Source organism: Flavobacterium sp. IMCC34518 (genome assembly GCF_027111095.2).
Lineage (GTDB): Bacteria > Bacteroidota > Bacteroidia > Flavobacteriales > Flavobacteriaceae > Flavobacterium > Flavobacterium praedii.
This window is the reverse complement of sequence record NZ_CP114284.2, coordinates 1,887,441-1,902,597: the sequence shown is the minus strand read 5'-3', so window position 1 is coordinate 1,902,597 and position 15,157 is coordinate 1,887,441. Positions and strand designations below refer to the sequence as shown.

15 protein-coding genes are annotated in these 15,157 nt (G+C 33.1%); 5 read left to right on the top strand and 10 right to left on the bottom strand.

Annotated elements, in window-relative coordinates; all coding sequences use genetic code 11:
* Positions 1 to 135: 135 nt before the first annotated feature.
* From OZP06_RS08270 to OZP06_RS08255, 4 genes are all read right to left on the bottom strand, one after another.
* Positions 136 to 717, bottom strand: coding sequence for a TIGR00730 family Rossman fold protein (locus OZP06_RS08270; RefSeq protein WP_269224460.1), 582 nt, complete (start codon positions 715 to 717; stop codon positions 136 to 138).
* A gap of 194 nt (positions 718 to 911) precedes the next feature.
* Positions 912 to 1,439, bottom strand: coding sequence for a hypothetical protein (locus OZP06_RS08265; RefSeq protein ID WP_269224459.1), 528 nt, complete (start codon positions 1,437 to 1,439; stop codon positions 912 to 914).
* A 206-nt stretch (positions 1,440 to 1,645) separates the two neighbouring features.
* Complete coding sequence (locus OZP06_RS08260; RefSeq protein ID WP_281324472.1) at positions 1,646 to 2,059, bottom strand: PIN domain-containing protein; 414 nt, start codon at positions 2,057 to 2,059, stop codon at positions 1,646 to 1,648.
* Positions 2,056 to 2,304 (bottom strand): DUF6364 family protein, encoded by a 249-nt coding sequence (locus tag OZP06_RS08255; protein ID WP_269224458.1) that lies wholly within the window; start codon positions 2,302 to 2,304, stop codon positions 2,056 to 2,058. The genes OZP06_RS08260 and OZP06_RS08255 overlap by 4 nt, the downstream gene beginning before the upstream one ends.
* Positions 2,305 to 2,594: 290 nt before the next feature.
* On the opposite strand from OZP06_RS08255, the gene OZP06_RS08250 reads away from it, so the two are divergent.
* On the top strand, positions 2,595 to 2,996 hold the full coding sequence (locus tag OZP06_RS08250; RefSeq protein ID WP_269224457.1) for a hypothetical protein: 402 nt from the start codon (positions 2,595 to 2,597) through the stop codon (positions 2,994 to 2,996).
* A gap of 166 nt (positions 2,997 to 3,162) precedes the next feature.
* On the opposite strand, the gene OZP06_RS08245 is transcribed toward OZP06_RS08250, so the two are convergent.
* From OZP06_RS08245 to OZP06_RS08235, 3 genes are all read right to left on the bottom strand, one after another.
* Positions 3,163 to 3,816: an HD domain-containing protein gene (locus OZP06_RS08245; RefSeq protein WP_269224456.1), complete on the bottom strand. Its 654-nt coding sequence runs from the start codon at positions 3,814 to 3,816 to the stop codon at positions 3,163 to 3,165.
* A 103-nt stretch (positions 3,817 to 3,919) separates the two neighbouring features.
* Positions 3,920 to 4,906 (bottom strand): acyl-ACP desaturase, encoded by a 987-nt coding sequence (locus OZP06_RS08240; RefSeq protein WP_269224455.1) that lies wholly within the window; start codon positions 4,904 to 4,906, stop codon positions 3,920 to 3,922.
* Positions 4,907 to 4,920: 14 nt separating this feature from the next.
* Complete coding sequence (locus tag OZP06_RS08235) at positions 4,921 to 5,655, bottom strand: lysophospholipid acyltransferase family protein (protein ID WP_269224454.1); 735 nt, start codon at positions 5,653 to 5,655, stop codon at positions 4,921 to 4,923.
* Between the two features lie 1,373 nt (positions 5,656 to 7,028).
* Between OZP06_RS08235 and OZP06_RS08230 the strand changes: the two genes are divergently transcribed.
* The 4 genes from OZP06_RS08230 to OZP06_RS08215 all read left to right on the top strand — a co-directional run bounded on the left by OZP06_RS08230 (position 7,029) and on the right by OZP06_RS08215 (position 10,600).
* The gene (locus OZP06_RS08230) at positions 7,029 to 7,490 is read left to right on the top strand and encodes a hypothetical protein (RefSeq protein WP_269224453.1); all 462 of its coding nucleotides are present in this window, start codon (positions 7,029 to 7,031) and stop codon (positions 7,488 to 7,490) included.
* A gap of 164 nt (positions 7,491 to 7,654) precedes the next feature.
* Entirely contained in the window at positions 7,655 to 8,035 is a 381-nt protein-coding gene (gene rnpA / locus OZP06_RS08225) for a ribonuclease P protein component (protein WP_269224452.1), read from the top strand.
* Positions 8,036 to 8,123: 88 nt separating this feature from the next.
* On the top strand, positions 8,124 to 8,960 hold the full coding sequence (locus OZP06_RS08220) for a DUF4349 domain-containing protein (RefSeq protein WP_281324471.1): 837 nt from the start codon (positions 8,124 to 8,126) through the stop codon (positions 8,958 to 8,960).
* 2 nt (positions 8,961 to 8,962) lie between these two features.
* The gene (locus OZP06_RS08215; RefSeq protein ID WP_281324470.1) at positions 8,963 to 10,600 is read left to right on the top strand and encodes a S41 family peptidase; all 1,638 of its coding nucleotides are present in this window, start codon (positions 8,963 to 8,965) and stop codon (positions 10,598 to 10,600) included.
* 87 nt (positions 10,601 to 10,687) lie between these two features.
* Here the strand turns inward: OZP06_RS08215 and OZP06_RS08210 are convergent, their stop codons facing one another.
* The 3 genes from OZP06_RS08210 to OZP06_RS08200 all read right to left on the bottom strand — a co-directional run bounded on the left by OZP06_RS08210 (position 10,688) and on the right by OZP06_RS08200 (position 14,940).
* Positions 10,688 to 11,134 carry a GNAT family N-acetyltransferase gene (locus tag OZP06_RS08210; protein ID WP_269224449.1) on the bottom strand — a complete coding sequence of 149 codons (447 nt, stop codon included), beginning with the start codon at positions 11,132 to 11,134 and terminating at the stop codon, positions 10,688 to 10,690.
* Between the two features lie 607 nt (positions 11,135 to 11,741).
* A complete protein-coding gene (locus OZP06_RS08205) occupies positions 11,742 to 12,713 on the bottom strand; it encodes a DUF4837 family protein (protein ID WP_269224448.1) in 972 nt (323 codons plus the stop codon).
* A gap of 184 nt (positions 12,714 to 12,897) precedes the next feature.
* On the bottom strand, positions 12,898 to 14,940 hold the full coding sequence (locus OZP06_RS08200) for a LysM peptidoglycan-binding domain-containing protein (protein ID WP_281324469.1): 2,043 nt from the start codon (positions 14,938 to 14,940) through the stop codon (positions 12,898 to 12,900).
* Between the last annotated feature and the right edge of the window lie 217 nt (positions 14,941 to 15,157).

Below are 15,157 nucleotides of genomic sequence, written 5' to 3'. Positions count from 1 at the left end.
CACAAGAGGAAATATAATTGTACTGTAAATCAATATTTTTTGTTTTATGCCTTTTTGGGAACAAGAAAACTATTGCAAAACACGAAATGACAGCAAATGCATTAGGTAATTATTTATAATTAGATTAAAGGAATATCAAACATTTTCCTTGTTTATCCATTTTCCAACATTTGGCGCAATATAGTTTTCCATTTTATCTAAAAGGTCTTCAATTGAATCGCTTACCAAAAGCATTTTTTGGTTTACTTCTTTCAAAAGCCCTTTGTCTACCATCATTTGTACAAAAGTCAGTAAAGCATCATAATAACCATTAACGTTCAAAATGGCAATTGGTTTTTTATGCAGACCTAATTGTGCCCAAGTCAGCATTTCGAATAGCTCATCCAATGTACCAAAACCACCAGGCAAGGCTATTACACCATCACATAGGTCATTCATTTTGGTTTTTCGTTCATGCATGGTATCGACCAAAATTAATTGGGTGAGATTTGGGTGAGCGATTTCTTTGGAACCTAAAAAATTGGGTAACACTCCGATTGCTTTTCCACCTTTGCTCAAAATACCGTCGGCAACAGCTCCCATAAGTCCAACTTTGGCTCCGCCATATACTAATTCTATGTTTCGTTTGGCTAATGTTTCTCCAAGAAAAGTCGCTTGCAAAGTATAAATTTCTTCGGTTCCGGAACTGGAGCCACAGAATACGGTTATTCGTTTCATTGTTTTGTCTTAATTATTGATTTATTTATTGAATAAACATGCTTCATTTCATTAATAAAAGTAGTTTCGTATTAAATCAAAAGGTATTTCCGGATTTATGAAATTATTCCAAATATAAATCCATTTTCCCAGTAAGCCAATTGCCCAAATCCTATGTAGTCGCTTTTAACAAAGGTTTATTTTAGCCCTAATTTTTATTTCCAAAAATCATTTATTTTGCTAAATTGTTCTTCGTTACTACCTTGATTTTCATATTTATATAAATTATCCCAATATAATTTTCCGCCAATTTTAACGAATACTTTATAATATCCTTTTGCAAGAGTACCTATGTTCATTTTAAAACTGTTTGAAGTTTGTCCGCTAATAGAAAAATTTGAATTTGAGATAATGGATTGTTCATTATACAAATTTGTACTCAAAACATTGTTGAAGTTTATTTCTTGATAAATTTTTTCTGGATTTGCTGATACAAACCAAACATCTGTAACATTTTCTTCTGCTAAAATATAAACGGATTCGTTTGCTGGATTTGGATAAAGTAAAAATTTATTATTCACTAAAACATTTGGGTTTCCAAGTTTTAATACTGTGCCGTCTATGTCTTGTCTAAAATTAATTCCTGTGACTAAATTTATTGAATTCTTATCAGTTTGAACACCTGTTTCATCTTTGTTACAGCTTATTGCCAAGATAGAGATAAGGATAAAAAGTCTTTTCATATTAATTATATTTTTATTTCCCAGTTGCGGCAAAATGTATGCTAACGTTCTGGTTCAAAACTGGGTTTGGGACTAAATTAAACTTTTTTTCGAATTTGCCACCTGAGCGATAGCGAATAGAGGAAGCAAATTATTCCAAATACAAAAACAACTTCCTATTAAAACTATTGCTCAAATCCGATTTAATAATTGTTGGTGGTTGTACTTTATATTATGCTACTTAAATACTCCTCAGCTGTCATAATTGCAATTGTAGACTGCTTAAAGTCTTTTCCGTTTCTAGTTAAAATTATTGAACAGTTAGATTGTAAAGCAGAAAAATATTGAACAGCATCTTCAAAATCTTTAAAACTCGAATTCAGCGCTTTGTCTATTGTTTCTTCGTTAACCTCACAAACCTCACAGATTATTTTAAACTTTCGAAGTTTATTCAAAACAGATTCTGATGTTTCGTATTTATTTAAAACGTAATTTATTGTAGTGAATGAAAGAGGAGAGACAATTAGAGTAAGCTTTTTTTGATCTGCCAAAGTAGCAACCTTAGCAATTGAGTCAAAAAAAGGTACTCTTTCTCCCAACAAATCTAATATTACATTGGTATCTAAAAAAATTCTGCTCATTTGTACTTTTGATCTAAATAATCAGCACGTTCTTTTTTATAATCGTAATCGGCTGGAATTTTAATTCCTGAAGAAAGACTCTTTACAAACGGAGAAATTTGTAAGTCATTATTTGTTTGATCTGAAGTCAATGAATTAAGATAATTTTCTATAAGTCTGGATAAACTTAATTTTTTTTCAGATGCATAATGTTTCGCTTTTTCAATTATCTCTTGGTCTAGCTTTAAAGTGAGTTTAGTATCCATAATATAAAATATTTATACGTACAAATATATAAATTTTGAACGTAATCATTTATAGCGTTTCGATTTATTTTGCACTCTCTTCCAACTATTCTTTAAATACATTAAAAAACTCATACCCATTTTAAAACTTCATGTTCAATTTAGAACCAAAAAAATGATGCTATTTTTATTGAAATGAACGATTACAAAAAGAATTACTATGCATTCCTATGATTATCTTGAGCGCAAAAGCAATTTGTTTGGTTTCAAAAACTTAATTTTGCATTTCGATAATACCTAAAAATAAAATTATGTCGTTTCAACCTGTATTTGCTGAGTTTTGGGGAAAAGTAAAAGAAAGCATTGCTGATAAAACATACGCCAAACTAACGTTGGCCAAAACCATAGGCGATACTGAACTGAAAAATATTTATGTGCGTCCTGTTTTGAATGATGGTGTTTTTAGCCTTTCGGTTACGGCGCGCTACAAAACAGAAGAGATTGAAAGTTTTCATTCGCTTGACGAAGCTTTTATAGTATTGGCTCCTTATATGAACAATCCGTTTCTAACGGCACTTTTGTTCACCACCGAAAATGATATTACCTTCAAATTGAATAAAAAACGTGTGGGAAGTATAATCGAACAAGCGCCTACTTTTAAGAATGCTTCGGATGTGATTCTAGAAATGAAAGAGAAAGGAATTTCGATTTAAGAGCTACAAAATAGGAAAAAAATTCCACAGAGTTTCACAAAGAAAAAAACGCAAAGTCACCCAAAAATAGTAAAACTAAACTCTTAGTGAGTCTCTGTGTTTTCTTTGCGTCTCTTTGCGAAATAACATTTCTGAATTCCGCTATAAAATCTTCTGAGGTTAAAATCTATTGCTCCCCATCCCACTCCGCATAAAACTGTGCCAAGAACCCTTGCATATAGCGATGCCTTTCTTTGGCAATTTGTTGACCGGTTGCAGTATTCATTTTATCTTTTAGCAATAACAATTTTTCATAAAAATGATTGATTGTTGGCGCTTGACTATTTTTGTATTCTTCCTTACTAAGATGCATATTGGGAGCTATTTGAGGATCATACAACAATCTGTTTTTGAATCCTCCATAATTAAAAGCTCTAGCGATGCCAATGGCACCTATTGCGTCCAACCGATCTGCATCCTGCACAATATCCAATTCGATTGACGAGAATGTCTTTGCCGTTTTTCCACCTTTAAAAGAGACATTTTCAATAATTTGAATCACCTGTTCAATAATTGCTTCTGGTACAGCTTCATTTTCCAAAAATTCACGAGCAATTATAGATCCTAATGTTTCGTCACCACCATGAAACTTGCTGTCGGCAATATCATGAAGCAAAGCACCTAATTTTACGATAGTTAGATCACAGGTTTCCCCATTAGCAATCAAAAGTGCATTTTTATAAACCCTTTGAATATGAAACCAATCATGTCCGCCTTCGGCATTCGCTAATTTTTCTTTTACAAAAAGTATCGTTTTATTTATTAAATCTGGATTGCTCATAAATTGGGTATTTTTTATAAAAAAATGCCGATTCTTAAAGCGAAAACTTCAAAAATCAGCATTTCAATTTTTATTCTAAAATCGTTACTCTTCAATCTAAAATTTACAATCTTGCAGGTTCTACCCATTTAAATTGAAAGGATTCTTGAGGTATTACCAATCTTTCAGAAATTTTTGCCATTCTACCTGGTAATTTCATCAAATAATCACGGGCTTTTTCGGCTTCATCCGTTAAATTTCCTATTTTATCAATTTCCCATTTATCAATTAATTTTTGCATGATTTCTACATAATCATTGGCAGTATATACCCCAATTCGCTGTGCTGAATCAGAAAAATGTTCAAATGCAGAACTAATTTTATTACCAGATTCTCTCAAGAAATGAGCTGGCATAACAATTTTAGCTTTCATCATGTATTGAAAAGCAAGCATCATTTCACTTGGATCTATCTTAAAAATTTCCGATACAAAATGACTATAAGCATGGTGATGACGCATTTCGTCTCCAGCAATCATTTTACACATTTTAGACAATTTTTTATCACCATAACTTTTGGCCAATTGCGAAACTCTATTGTGCGAAACATAAGTAGCCAGTTCTTGAAAACTAGTATAGACAAAGTTCTTATACGGATCTCTACCAGTTCCAATATCAAAACCATCGTTAATCAAGTGCTGAGTAGTCATTTCAATTTCTTTCATATTTACACGACCTGATAAGTACAAGTATTTATTCAATAAATCACCATGACGATTTTCTTCACCTGTCCATTGGCGAACCCATTTGGCCCATCCATTTCTTTCCAGGTTATCCACACCTTCTACTTCCATCAACCAATTTTCGTAGGTTGGCAAAGCTTCCTCGGTGATCATATCCCCAACCATAGCAACCCAAAAATCATATGGTAAATCTTTGGATATCTCTCTAAGTTCTTTTACTTCTTCTAGAAAATTATCACTTTCAGAATTGGGTAAAAAGTCCGAAGGTTGCCAAATTTTTTCTACTGGTATTAAGTATTGATCAACAAAACTTTCCACCTTGTTTTCTAGAAACTGCATTACTTCTAGACGAATGTTTTTTATAGACATTATTTATAATTTAATTAAATTTTTATTCCACTAACGACCGCCGATTCGGTTTTTTCCATGATTTCACTAAATTCAAAATCCTTTACCGCAATGGCTTCATGAACCACAAAGGTAATACGATTTCCCAAACCATAAGGAAAAGTTCCATATTTCATTAATTTCCATGAATTATTAATACTTATAGGTACAACATAAGCCGATGGTGCATTTTTGCATAAAATCTTCAAACCCGTTTGTGCAAACTCTTTAGGTTTCCCAGTTCTACTGCGGGTTCCTTCTGGAAAAATCACTGCAGAACGCTTATGCTTTTCAATATAATTTGCCATTTTTTTGATCGATGGAATGGCTTGTTTAGGATCTTTTCGGTCTATCAATACGGAACCTCCATGGCGCAAATTAAACGAAACGCTCGGGACTCCTTTCCCTAATTCTTTTTTGCTGACAAATTTGGGATGAAATTTTCTTAAAAACCAAATCATAGCAATAATATCATACAAACTCTGATGGTTGGCCACAAATATTATCGGCACTCCTTTTGGAATTCGTTCTCTATTCTCAAAACTAAAAGTTACACCCAAAAGCAAAACAATTCTTAGCAATATAAAATTCAGATAATCGACACTTTTTTTATGAGCTTGGTATCCAAAAACGTGCAAACAAATCCATTGAATAGGATGAAACACCACCAAAGCCAACAAAACAAGCACTAAAACAATAAAAGATAAGGGATACGAAATAATTTTTTGCATACTGTTAAATTTGCCACAAAAGTAATAAATATATTTTTAGGACAATTTATAACCACACCAAATTAAAGCCAATTAACCTATTTACTTACCAATCAATACAAAACAAAAACTAGGAGCTCTTTTTCGTTAGTAAAAATTTGGGCGTGACCCCATTGAGCAAAGTGGCTTACTTTTGAAACCGCTTATTTAGTCACTTTACTCAACACGGTCGGGCTATCACGAGCGCATGGCGCCTTGCTCTATCCCTCACGCAAAGGCGCAAAGTTTAGAGACGATTTCTTCGCGTCTTCGCGTCTTTGCGAGAGCACTATTTTGAAAAGCATAGTGAGAAATCCATATTTTAAGGATATTCCCCTCAAGCACAATGTCTTTAAGTTAAGCTTTGTATTTTCTCTCCAAGACGCAAAGGCGCAAAGTTTAGAGACGATGTCTTCGCGTCTTTGCGAAAGCCCTATTTTTAAAAAGCATGGTGAAAAATCCATATTTTAAGGAAATTCCCTCAAGCACAATGTCATTAAGTTAAGCTTTGTATTTTCTCTCCAAGACGCAAAGGCGCAAAGTTTAGAGACGATTTCTTCGCGTCTTCGCGTCTTTGAGAGACCTATTTTTAAAAAGCATGGTGACAAATCCATATTTTAAGGATATTCCCCTCAAGCACAATGTCTTTAAGTTAAGCTTTGTATTTTCTCTCCAAGACGCGAAGGCGCAAAGTTTAGAGACGATGTCTTCGCGTCTTTGCGAAAGCCCTATTTTTAAAAAGCATGGTGAGAAATCCATATTTTAAGGAAATTTCCCTCAAGCACAATGTCTTTAAGTTAAGCTTTGTATTTTCTCTCCAAGACGCAAAGGCGCAAAGTTTAGAGACGATTTCTTCGCGTCTTCGCGTCTTCGCGTCTTTGCGAAAGCCCTATTTTTAAAAAGCATGGTGAGAAATCCATATTTTAAGGAAATTCCTCTCAAGCAGAATGTCTTTAAGTTAAGCTTTGTATTTTCTCGCCAAGACGCAAAGGCACAAAGTTTAGAGACGATTTCTTCGCGTCTTTGCGAGAGCCCTATTTTTAAAAAGCATGGTGAGAAATCCATATTTTAAGGATATTCCCCTCAAGCACAATGTCTTTAAGTTAAGCTTTGCATTTTCTCGCCAAGACGCAAAGGCGCAAAGTTTAGAGACGATTTCTTCGCGTCTTCGCGTCTTCGCGTCTTTGCGAGAGCCCTATTTTTAAAAAGCATGGTGAAAAATCCATATTTTAAGGATATTCCCCTCAAGCACAATGTCTTTAAGTTAAGCTTTGTATTTTCTCTCCAAGACGCGAAGGCGCAAAGTTTAGAGACGATGTCTTCGCGTCTTTGCGAAAGCCCTATTTTTAAAAAGCATGGTGAGAAATCCATATTTTAAGGATATTCCCCTCAAGCACAATGTCTTTAAGTTAAGCTTTGTATTTTCTCGCCAAGACGCAAAGGTGCAAAGTTTAGAGACGATTTCTTCGCGTCTTTGCGTCTTTGCGAGAGCCCTATTTTTAAAAAGCATGGTGAGAAATCCATATTTTAAGGATATTTCCCTCAAGCACAATGTCTTTAAGTTAAGCTTTGTATTTTCTCTCCAAGACGCAAAGGCGCAAAGTTTAGAGACGATTTCTTCGCGTCTTCGCGACTTTGCGAAAGCCCTATTTTTAAAAAGCATGGTGAAAAATCCATATTTTAAGGAAATTCCCCTCAAGCACAATGTCTTTAAGTTAAGCTTTGTATTTTCTCTCCAAGACGCGAAGGCGCAAAGTTTAGAGACGATTTCTTCGCGTCTTCGCGTCTTCGCGTCTTTGCGAGAGCCCTATTTTTAAAAAGCATGGTGAAAAATCCATATTTTAAGGATATTCCCCTCAAGCTGTTCTCTTCTAAAGCTCATTTATTTGAACCAAATCAAAAACAATTGTAATCAAACAGTCTATTGCACGACTGCACTTTAATCGTACCTTTGTTACCAATAACTCTGTCCTTTTATAAAATGAAATTTACTTATCCCAAAAACGAGAAACTCAAAAGCAAAATCACTATTGGATTATTATTTACCGAGGGCAAATCGGTTTCAAAATATCCGTTGCGATTGGTTTACAATGCGGGAACTTTTGATGAAGGCGAAAAAATAAAAATAGGAGTTTCTGTTTCCAAAAAATATTTCAAAAAAGCAGTAGACCGCAATTATTTTAAACGTGTACTTCGAGAAACCTATAGACTCAACAAACATTTACTATTGGATAATCTGGACCAACCGTATTCTTTTATGCTTTTTTACCAAAGCAAAGACCGATTGTCTTATGCAGAAATCAATACCAAAACCATACAATTGTTCGAGAAATTCTTATTGCAAATTAAAAAAGAACAATAACCCTTTTTATAAGAGACAATAAAACAGAAATCGATGGCTTTGTCGTTATCTAAATTAATTTTGTATTTTTAGAACTAAATAAAGCTGTATGAACACAAAAATTTTATTAGTAATTCTGTTTTTTTCTTTTTTTAGTTGCAAAAAATCTGATACTGAAGCATTTTCCTATGACGAAGAATCAATCCAAGCAATTAAATTATCTTCCCCTTCCAAGAAGATAGCTGAAGTTGGCGGTAATTATGGAGCTCCAACTTCAGAAAACAAAAACATAGCTCAAAAAATAATAAAAAATGGCAATATTAAGTTTGAATGCAATGACTTAGAAACTACTTATGAACAAATAAAAACGGCCGTTAAGAAAGGAAAGGCTATTATTCAAAATGATAGTGAAGGAAAAGATTATGGTACCGTTTATAAAAAATTAACTGTTCGTATTCCAAGTGAGAATTTTGATTTGTTTATCAAAGACATTTCAACTGGTGTTGCTTATTTTGACAATAAAGAAATTAGTTCCCAAGACGTAACCGAGGAATACATTGACATTGATGCCCGACTAAAGGCAAAAAAGAAACTAGAAAACAGGTATTTGGAACTTTTATCAAAAGCAACCAAAATGTCTGAAATGCTAGCCATCGAAGCGCAACTTTCGGCTATTCGAGAAGAAGTTGAAGCCAAAGAAGGGCAATTAAGATATTTACAAAGTCAAGTTTCATTGAGTACCATAAACATAGAATTCTACAAAACGGTAGCCGAAGAAGGAGGCATCACCGTTTCCTATGGAGAAAAAATTTGGAATGCCATTAAATCAGGGTTTAACGGTATCTCCAGCTTCTTTTTAGGAATGCTGGAAGTGTGGCCTTTTTTACTTATTGCAACGGCTCTAATTTATTTTATAAGAAAACGATTCAAGAAAAAAAACATATAATCATGCGCACTATTTTCCAAAAAAAAATCATTATTCCAGTTATTGCATCTGCTTTTTTATTTGTGGGGGTAAGCTTCAAAGACGACTATTTTGAGATTGCCAAACAATTGGAAATTTTCACAACTATGTTCAAAGAGCTGAACAAGAATTACGTAGACGAAACTACACCAGCGGAATTGATGAATAATGCCATAAAAGGCATGCTGAGTTCACTGGATCCGTATACTGTTTTTTATAACGAACAAGAAGTACTCAAATTCAAGATCAATAATACGGGTGAATACACTGGAATTGGGGCATTAATAACTCGAAAAGACGACAAGTTAATTATAAAAGAAGCCTACAAAAATTTTCCAGCAGACAAAGCAGGACTCAAAGCAGGAGATGAAATTGTTCAAATTGGTGACACCCCTTTGGCCGACTTTAAGGACGATGCTTCGCAACTATTAAAAGGTTCAAAAAACACCAAAATTGATATAAAATACATTCGCCAAGGCAAACCTTATACTACCATAATAACCTTGGACGAAATCGAAATAAAATCGGTTCCCTATTTTGCTAAGATTGATGACAAAACGGGATATATTGTACTGGCTCATTTCAACAAAAAAGCTTCAAACGAAACCAGAGACGCTTTGGAACAACTAAAAAAACAAGGGGCCGAAAGAATTGTATTGGATCTTAGAGGAAATCCTGGTGGATTATTGAACGAAGCAGTAAATATCTGCAATCTATTTGTACCAAAAAACGAAATTATCGTAACCACTAAGTCCAAAATAGAAAAACACAACAATACCTATAAAACATCCAAAGAACCAGTTGACACTACTATTCCATTAGTGATTCTGGTTAATGGTCATAGCGCTTCCGCCTCGGAAATTGTTTCTGGAGCTTTGCAAGATTTGGATCGGGCTGTGGTTTTGGGAAGTCGAAGTTTCGGAAAAGGATTGGTGCAAAGACCCGTTGAACTAACATACGGAACACAACTCAAAGTAACCATTTCCCGCTATTACACCCCATCAGGAAGATGCATCCAAGCGTTGGATTATGCCCATAAAGACAAAAATGGTCTAGCCACCAGAACCGATGCCAAAAACTACAACACCTTTAAAACCAGAAAAGGACGCACCGTATATGATGGTGGCGGTGTATTGCCAGACATCGAGATGGAAGAAACTAAAACTAGTCCCATTGCTAATGCATTACTAAAAAATGACGGTATTTTTAATTATGCTACGCAATATTACTACAAAAACCCAAATCTAGGCAACAAAATCCCAGTAATAACGGATACCGATTACACGGATTTCAAGTTGTTTTTGAAAACACAAAAATTCTCTTTTGACACTGAGACTGAATTGGCTTTGAAAAATACTTTGGCCACAGCCAAAAAAGAAAAACTAGATGAATCAATTGCTTTAGAATACCAACAATTGTATAATGCTCTCCAAAAATCAGAAAATGCATTACTGGACAAAAATCAAAAGGAAATAAAAGGACTACTACAGGATGAAATCATCAAACGGTACCAATACCAGGAGGGACTTTATGATTATTACATCAAAAGCAACCCTGAAATAAAGAAAGCAGTTAGCATTTTGAATACTCCAACAGAATATAATTCTATTTTGAAAATTTAAAAAAATAGAACTAAACGAATACTAAAAATGGTTTGTATTGGATGAAAATTCCAAAACAAACCATTTTTTTTTTAAATACCACTGCAATTAGCTCTTAATCATTTCAATGTGTGGAATATCATCTTCTAAGTACATTTCGCTCGTTTGAACAAAACCATGACTTTCATAAAATTTCTTAAGATACAATTGAGCGCCAATAGTGATTTGGCTTTCGCCAAAGTGCTTAAAAATTCCAGCAATTGATTCTTTCATCAAATCATGCCCCCATTTTCTATCTCTATAGTCTGGATCTACCGTTACTCGGCCTATGGATGCATTATCAAATGAAATTCCCGATTTAAAAAGCCGAGCGTGGGCCACAATTTTTCCATCAAAAGTACCAAACAAATGCAAAGCCACTTTATCCTTGCCGTCTAAATCAAGATAGACACAGTTTTGCTCCACTACAAAGATCCGACTTCGCAATTGCAGAATATCATATAATTCATTAACAGTTAATGCCTCAAAAGGCTTTATTTTCCATTCTATAGTCATGAGTGCAGGCTTAATTAGTAATTAAATGATTTAATAAAAATAGAATCCAAAAATAACATTCTTTTGATAAATCAAATGCAAAAATTTAATTCCGTTTGAGAAAACAATCACATCAAATAGGACATCGACCGAAACTAAAACCATTTCACAAAATTAATCCTTATCGTCTATCAATTTAAAATATAATACTTCAAAAATCTCATCTTTTAAATCAGATTCTACATTAAAATTTAGATTTATGTTTCCATGTCATTTCCTTAAGGAACTCTCAGACCAAATTCATTTAGTTTGTCATTTCGACCAGAGGGAGAAATCACATTACAGGAACACATAATGTGATTCCTCCTACGTCGGAATGACAAAACCCACTCTTAAAGAAACGACATTGATTTAAGTTTAAAAAATGGCCTCATGTAGTTACATATTGCGGAAACAATATCGAGCTCTATTTGAAACTTACAAAAGTAAAGATTGGACAAAAAGTAGTGCTTATTCAAGTTAGCCCTAACGGCTTGTAAAAACCGATACGTTTTCAGCTAAACTATAAAATCGTTTGACCAAATCATGATTCCCTTTTACATTTGGGAATTTAGATTCGAAAAAGAAATCAACGGATTGTTACTCCTTTCAATATCGTTTCCAATTCTTGCATAAAATCACGTCTGTCTTTTGAAGGCAAGTAACAAAAACCTTCCAAAAAAATAATTCTGTTTTTCTTGTTGTCCCAAATAAGATAATTTACAAAAGGCCCAAACATAAAACTATTTTTCAAACGCCAAGTCCCTTTAATTTCGTAGGTGCTTTTTCCATTCAGAGTCGTTTTGAAAACATAAAGCGGAAACGATTTGTCAATATACATTTTGGATGTAGCATCAGAACTTTTGATATATAGAGCACCAAGAGAATCGTGTATTCGAATAAACTGTTCCAGAATATCAGCATCAGTATTAATATCTTTTATAGGCAATTGAGTCAAAATAATACTCGTACTTCCCGTGCTATACTCTTTTTTTAGCCAAACAAAATCCTCTTGTCTAAATATATAGCTATATGGTTTAGGGATTTGTAAAGTAAGAGCAAATTGTTTTTGAATAAAATCAACATTTTGCAGCGGCACTTTTAATAATCGTTGCTGTTCTTTGAGTTCTGAAGTTTCTAAAATTTTAATTATTTGAGGTGTTCTTTGCTCAATAATCTTCACAAGATCAGTAAGTGACCTTCCAGCTATATGAATTACATTTTGAGGAGTAGCGTATTTATTTTTCTTAATTTCAAAAGAATTCTTAGTGCCTTTTTTGACAACAATAATTATCCTGCTTTTGGTAACAAATCCTTCCATTAAATGAGTTGGAAATTGATTTATATCGAATCGTGGTTCTTCTGTAGGCAACCCTTCTACTGGACTGGCAAATTTGTTTCTAATACTATCACCAACAATCCCGTTCCATAATTGATCATCTATTACAACCGAAATAGCATTTAGTTTTCCTGTTGAAGAGATGTTCCTATCTTTACTTTTATTAGTGCAGGAAAACAAGAAAACGACTAAAAACAATATTAAAATAGAATATTTACTCATAGATAAGAAAGAAAAGAATTCAAATATACAGGAGTTTATTCAAATATTTATAGCTACCCAAAATTAGTTAAAGCTAAAAACAACAAGTAGTAAACCATGAAAAATTCTAATATTATAAAGGATGCAGCAAAAAAAGAAACTTTACGCGAAAAGACTAAAACTAATTAGTTTAAAATATAGTAAATTACCCTTTAATTTTCAATCCCATTCCTGGTTTTAAATCTTCCCCAGTGATATTATTCCATTTTTGTAAATCGGCTACTGTAACACCAGGATATTTTTGAGAAATACTATATAATGAATCTCCTTTTTGAACCAGATAATTAACATCACTGTTTTTAGATACAGCTGTTGAAATTTCTTTTTTCTTAAAAGAAGCGACAGTGGCATTATTGGTAATTATAGCTACTTCATTTTTAGCAACAATTATTTTATTACCAATTGACAAATTGTTAGTATGTAAAGCGTTCCATTGTCTTAAATCAGACAAAGTAGCACCAAATTTTTTAGCTATACTTCCAAGATTGTCCCCTTTTTGAACTTCATATTCAATATCTTTGAGCTCTGGAGTCACCATTGCAACTGATTCTTTAGTCTCAATAACCGCATTAGAAACGAGTAAAGATGAACCTAATTTGATATTTGGAGAAGTCAAATTATTCCATTCTTTAATTTCAGTAACCGTTGTATTAAATTTTTTGGCAATCGTATTTAGATTATCCCCTTTTTGAACGATATATGAATTGGATCCATTTACTAAAAGTGTATCTTTTTTATCCGTAATTGATTTGGTATCTACAGCAGCTACGTTAGTATTTTCTTTGACAATAATAGGTTTGCTTTTTTCAATATTGGAGGCCAATCTTGAGGAAGGATCTTCATTATTGAGACTATAAATCTTTAATGTCTTTCCAGCAGGAACCGTTTTTCCAACAATATTATTCCATTTTTTCAGATCGGATACGGCAATACCATTCTTTTTGGAGATAGCAATTAGATTATCGCCACGCTTTACTTTATAATACTTTACTTTTGAATTAGAAGAAGCTATATATTTCAAAGAATCTTTAACATAATTTGTTTTCCAATTTTGATTTGATTTTTCTCTCTTATCCAATTCATATTGCACATAAGCATAGATTTTATCTTCATTGGAAGTAAAAATTGCAATTTTTGAAGAGGGCAATGTCAAATAATGATATTTACCTTCATAAGTTGGAATAACGTTACGTTTGTAAGATGGATTTAATGCTTGCAATTGCTCAATAGGCAAATCTAATAAATCTGATATTTGTGCAAAACTCATTTCTCTTTTTACCATTACCGTATCGGTTTCAAAATGCTTAACCAAAGCTTTTTTTGGTACAATACCGTGTTCTTTATGGTATTCATAAATATACATCGTGGCCAAAAAAGCAGGTAAATAACCTTGCGTTTCTAAGGGAAGGTATTTTTTTATGTTCCAGAAATTTTGTTGTCCACCCGATCGACGAATGGCTTTTGTAACATTTCCAGGACCCGAATTATAGGAGGCTAAAACGAGATCCCAATCATTAAAAATAGCATACATATTAGTCATATACTGAGCCGCAGCTTCCGAGGATTTTAAAGGATCTGAACGTTCATCAACATAAGAATCTATATTCAATCGGTATTGTTTTCCAGTATTGTACATGAATTGCCACAAACCAGTAGCGCCCATTTTTGAAACAGCTTTTGGGTTTAAAGCAGATTCTACAACCGCTAAATATTTAATCTCTAATGGTACGTTTTGTTTGGCTAATGCTTCTTCAAAGGTTGGAAAATAATATTCTGCAACTGCCATTTGATTGGCAAAAGCTTTTCGCCTGTTTTTAAGAAAGGACTTTATTAAATTCTCTAAACCTTGATTGTATTCAATATTGAAAGGAGACTTAGCATCTAAGGCTGCCAAACGTTGTTTTAATAATTCCGTGGGTAATTCTTTGTCAATATCTTTATCAATATTAACGGTATTGATTTCGGTCTCTAAATTATTATAAATATCTAAAGTATTCCCAATCTGATTCATCCATAAACTGTCAGATTTTACAGTTCGATCATAAGAAACAAAAGATTTTTTGATAGAATCTAAAAAGGATAAAGGCTTCTCTGATGGGATTACTACAGAATTCTCAACACTATTTTGAGAAAAAGCAGTAAAAGAAAGTAAAAATAAAAATGAAAAAGTGGTATTTAATAATTTCATATCCAGATAATATTTTTTATCGATTACATGTAATAACGCTATCCTAATGGCATAACTGACCAAGAAACAAACATTTATTTACAAACTAAGACCGTTTTATAGCTTAATATGGTATCGTCTATACTCAATATTTAAAACGTTTTGAATTGGGACGATATATTAAATGCAATCACAATTTGTTATGATACAACAGATTACAAATTAATTATTGCAAACT

Coding starts and splice junctions, on each gene's coding strand:
- OZP06_RS08250 (WP_269224457.1), top strand. CDS start 2,595: ATGTCGTTTCAACCTGTATTTGCTGAGTTTTGGGGAAAAGTAAAAGAA.
- OZP06_RS08220 (WP_281324471.1), top strand. CDS start 8,124: ATGAACACAAAAATTTTATTAGTAATTCTGTTTTTTTCTTTTTTTAGT.
- OZP06_RS08210 (WP_269224449.1), bottom strand. CDS start 11,134: ATGACTATAGAATGGAAAATAAAGCCTTTTGAGGCATTAACTGTTAAT.
- OZP06_RS08205 (WP_269224448.1), bottom strand. CDS start 12,713: ATGAGTAAATATTCTATTTTAATATTGTTTTTAGTCGTTTTCTTGTTT.
- OZP06_RS08230 (WP_269224453.1), top strand. CDS start 7,029: ATGGTGAGAAATCCATATTTTAAGGATATTCCCCTCAAGCACAATGTC.
- OZP06_RS08245 (WP_269224456.1), bottom strand. CDS start 3,816: ATGAGCAATCCAGATTTAATAAATAAAACGATACTTTTTGTAAAAGAA.
- rnpA (WP_269224452.1), top strand. CDS start 7,655: ATGAAATTTACTTATCCCAAAAACGAGAAACTCAAAAGCAAAATCACT.
- OZP06_RS08270 (WP_269224460.1), bottom strand. CDS start 717: ATGAAACGAATAACCGTATTCTGTGGCTCCAGTTCCGGAACCGAAGAA.
- OZP06_RS08200 (WP_281324469.1), bottom strand. CDS start 14,940: ATGAAATTATTAAATACCACTTTTTCATTTTTATTTTTACTTTCTTTT.
- OZP06_RS08235 (WP_269224454.1), bottom strand. CDS start 5,655: ATGCAAAAAATTATTTCGTATCCCTTATCTTTTATTGTTTTAGTGCTT.
- OZP06_RS08265 (WP_269224459.1), bottom strand. CDS start 1,439: ATGAAAAGACTTTTTATCCTTATCTCTATCTTGGCAATAAGCTGTAAC.
- OZP06_RS08260 (WP_281324472.1), bottom strand. CDS start 2,059: ATGAGCAGAATTTTTTTAGATACCAATGTAATATTAGATTTGTTGGGA.
- OZP06_RS08240 (WP_269224455.1), bottom strand. CDS start 4,906: ATGTCTATAAAAAACATTCGTCTAGAAGTAATGCAGTTTCTAGAAAAC.
- OZP06_RS08215 (WP_281324470.1), top strand. CDS start 8,963: ATGCGCACTATTTTCCAAAAAAAAATCATTATTCCAGTTATTGCATCT.
- OZP06_RS08255 (WP_269224458.1), bottom strand. CDS start 2,304: ATGGATACTAAACTCACTTTAAAGCTAGACCAAGAGATAATTGAAAAA.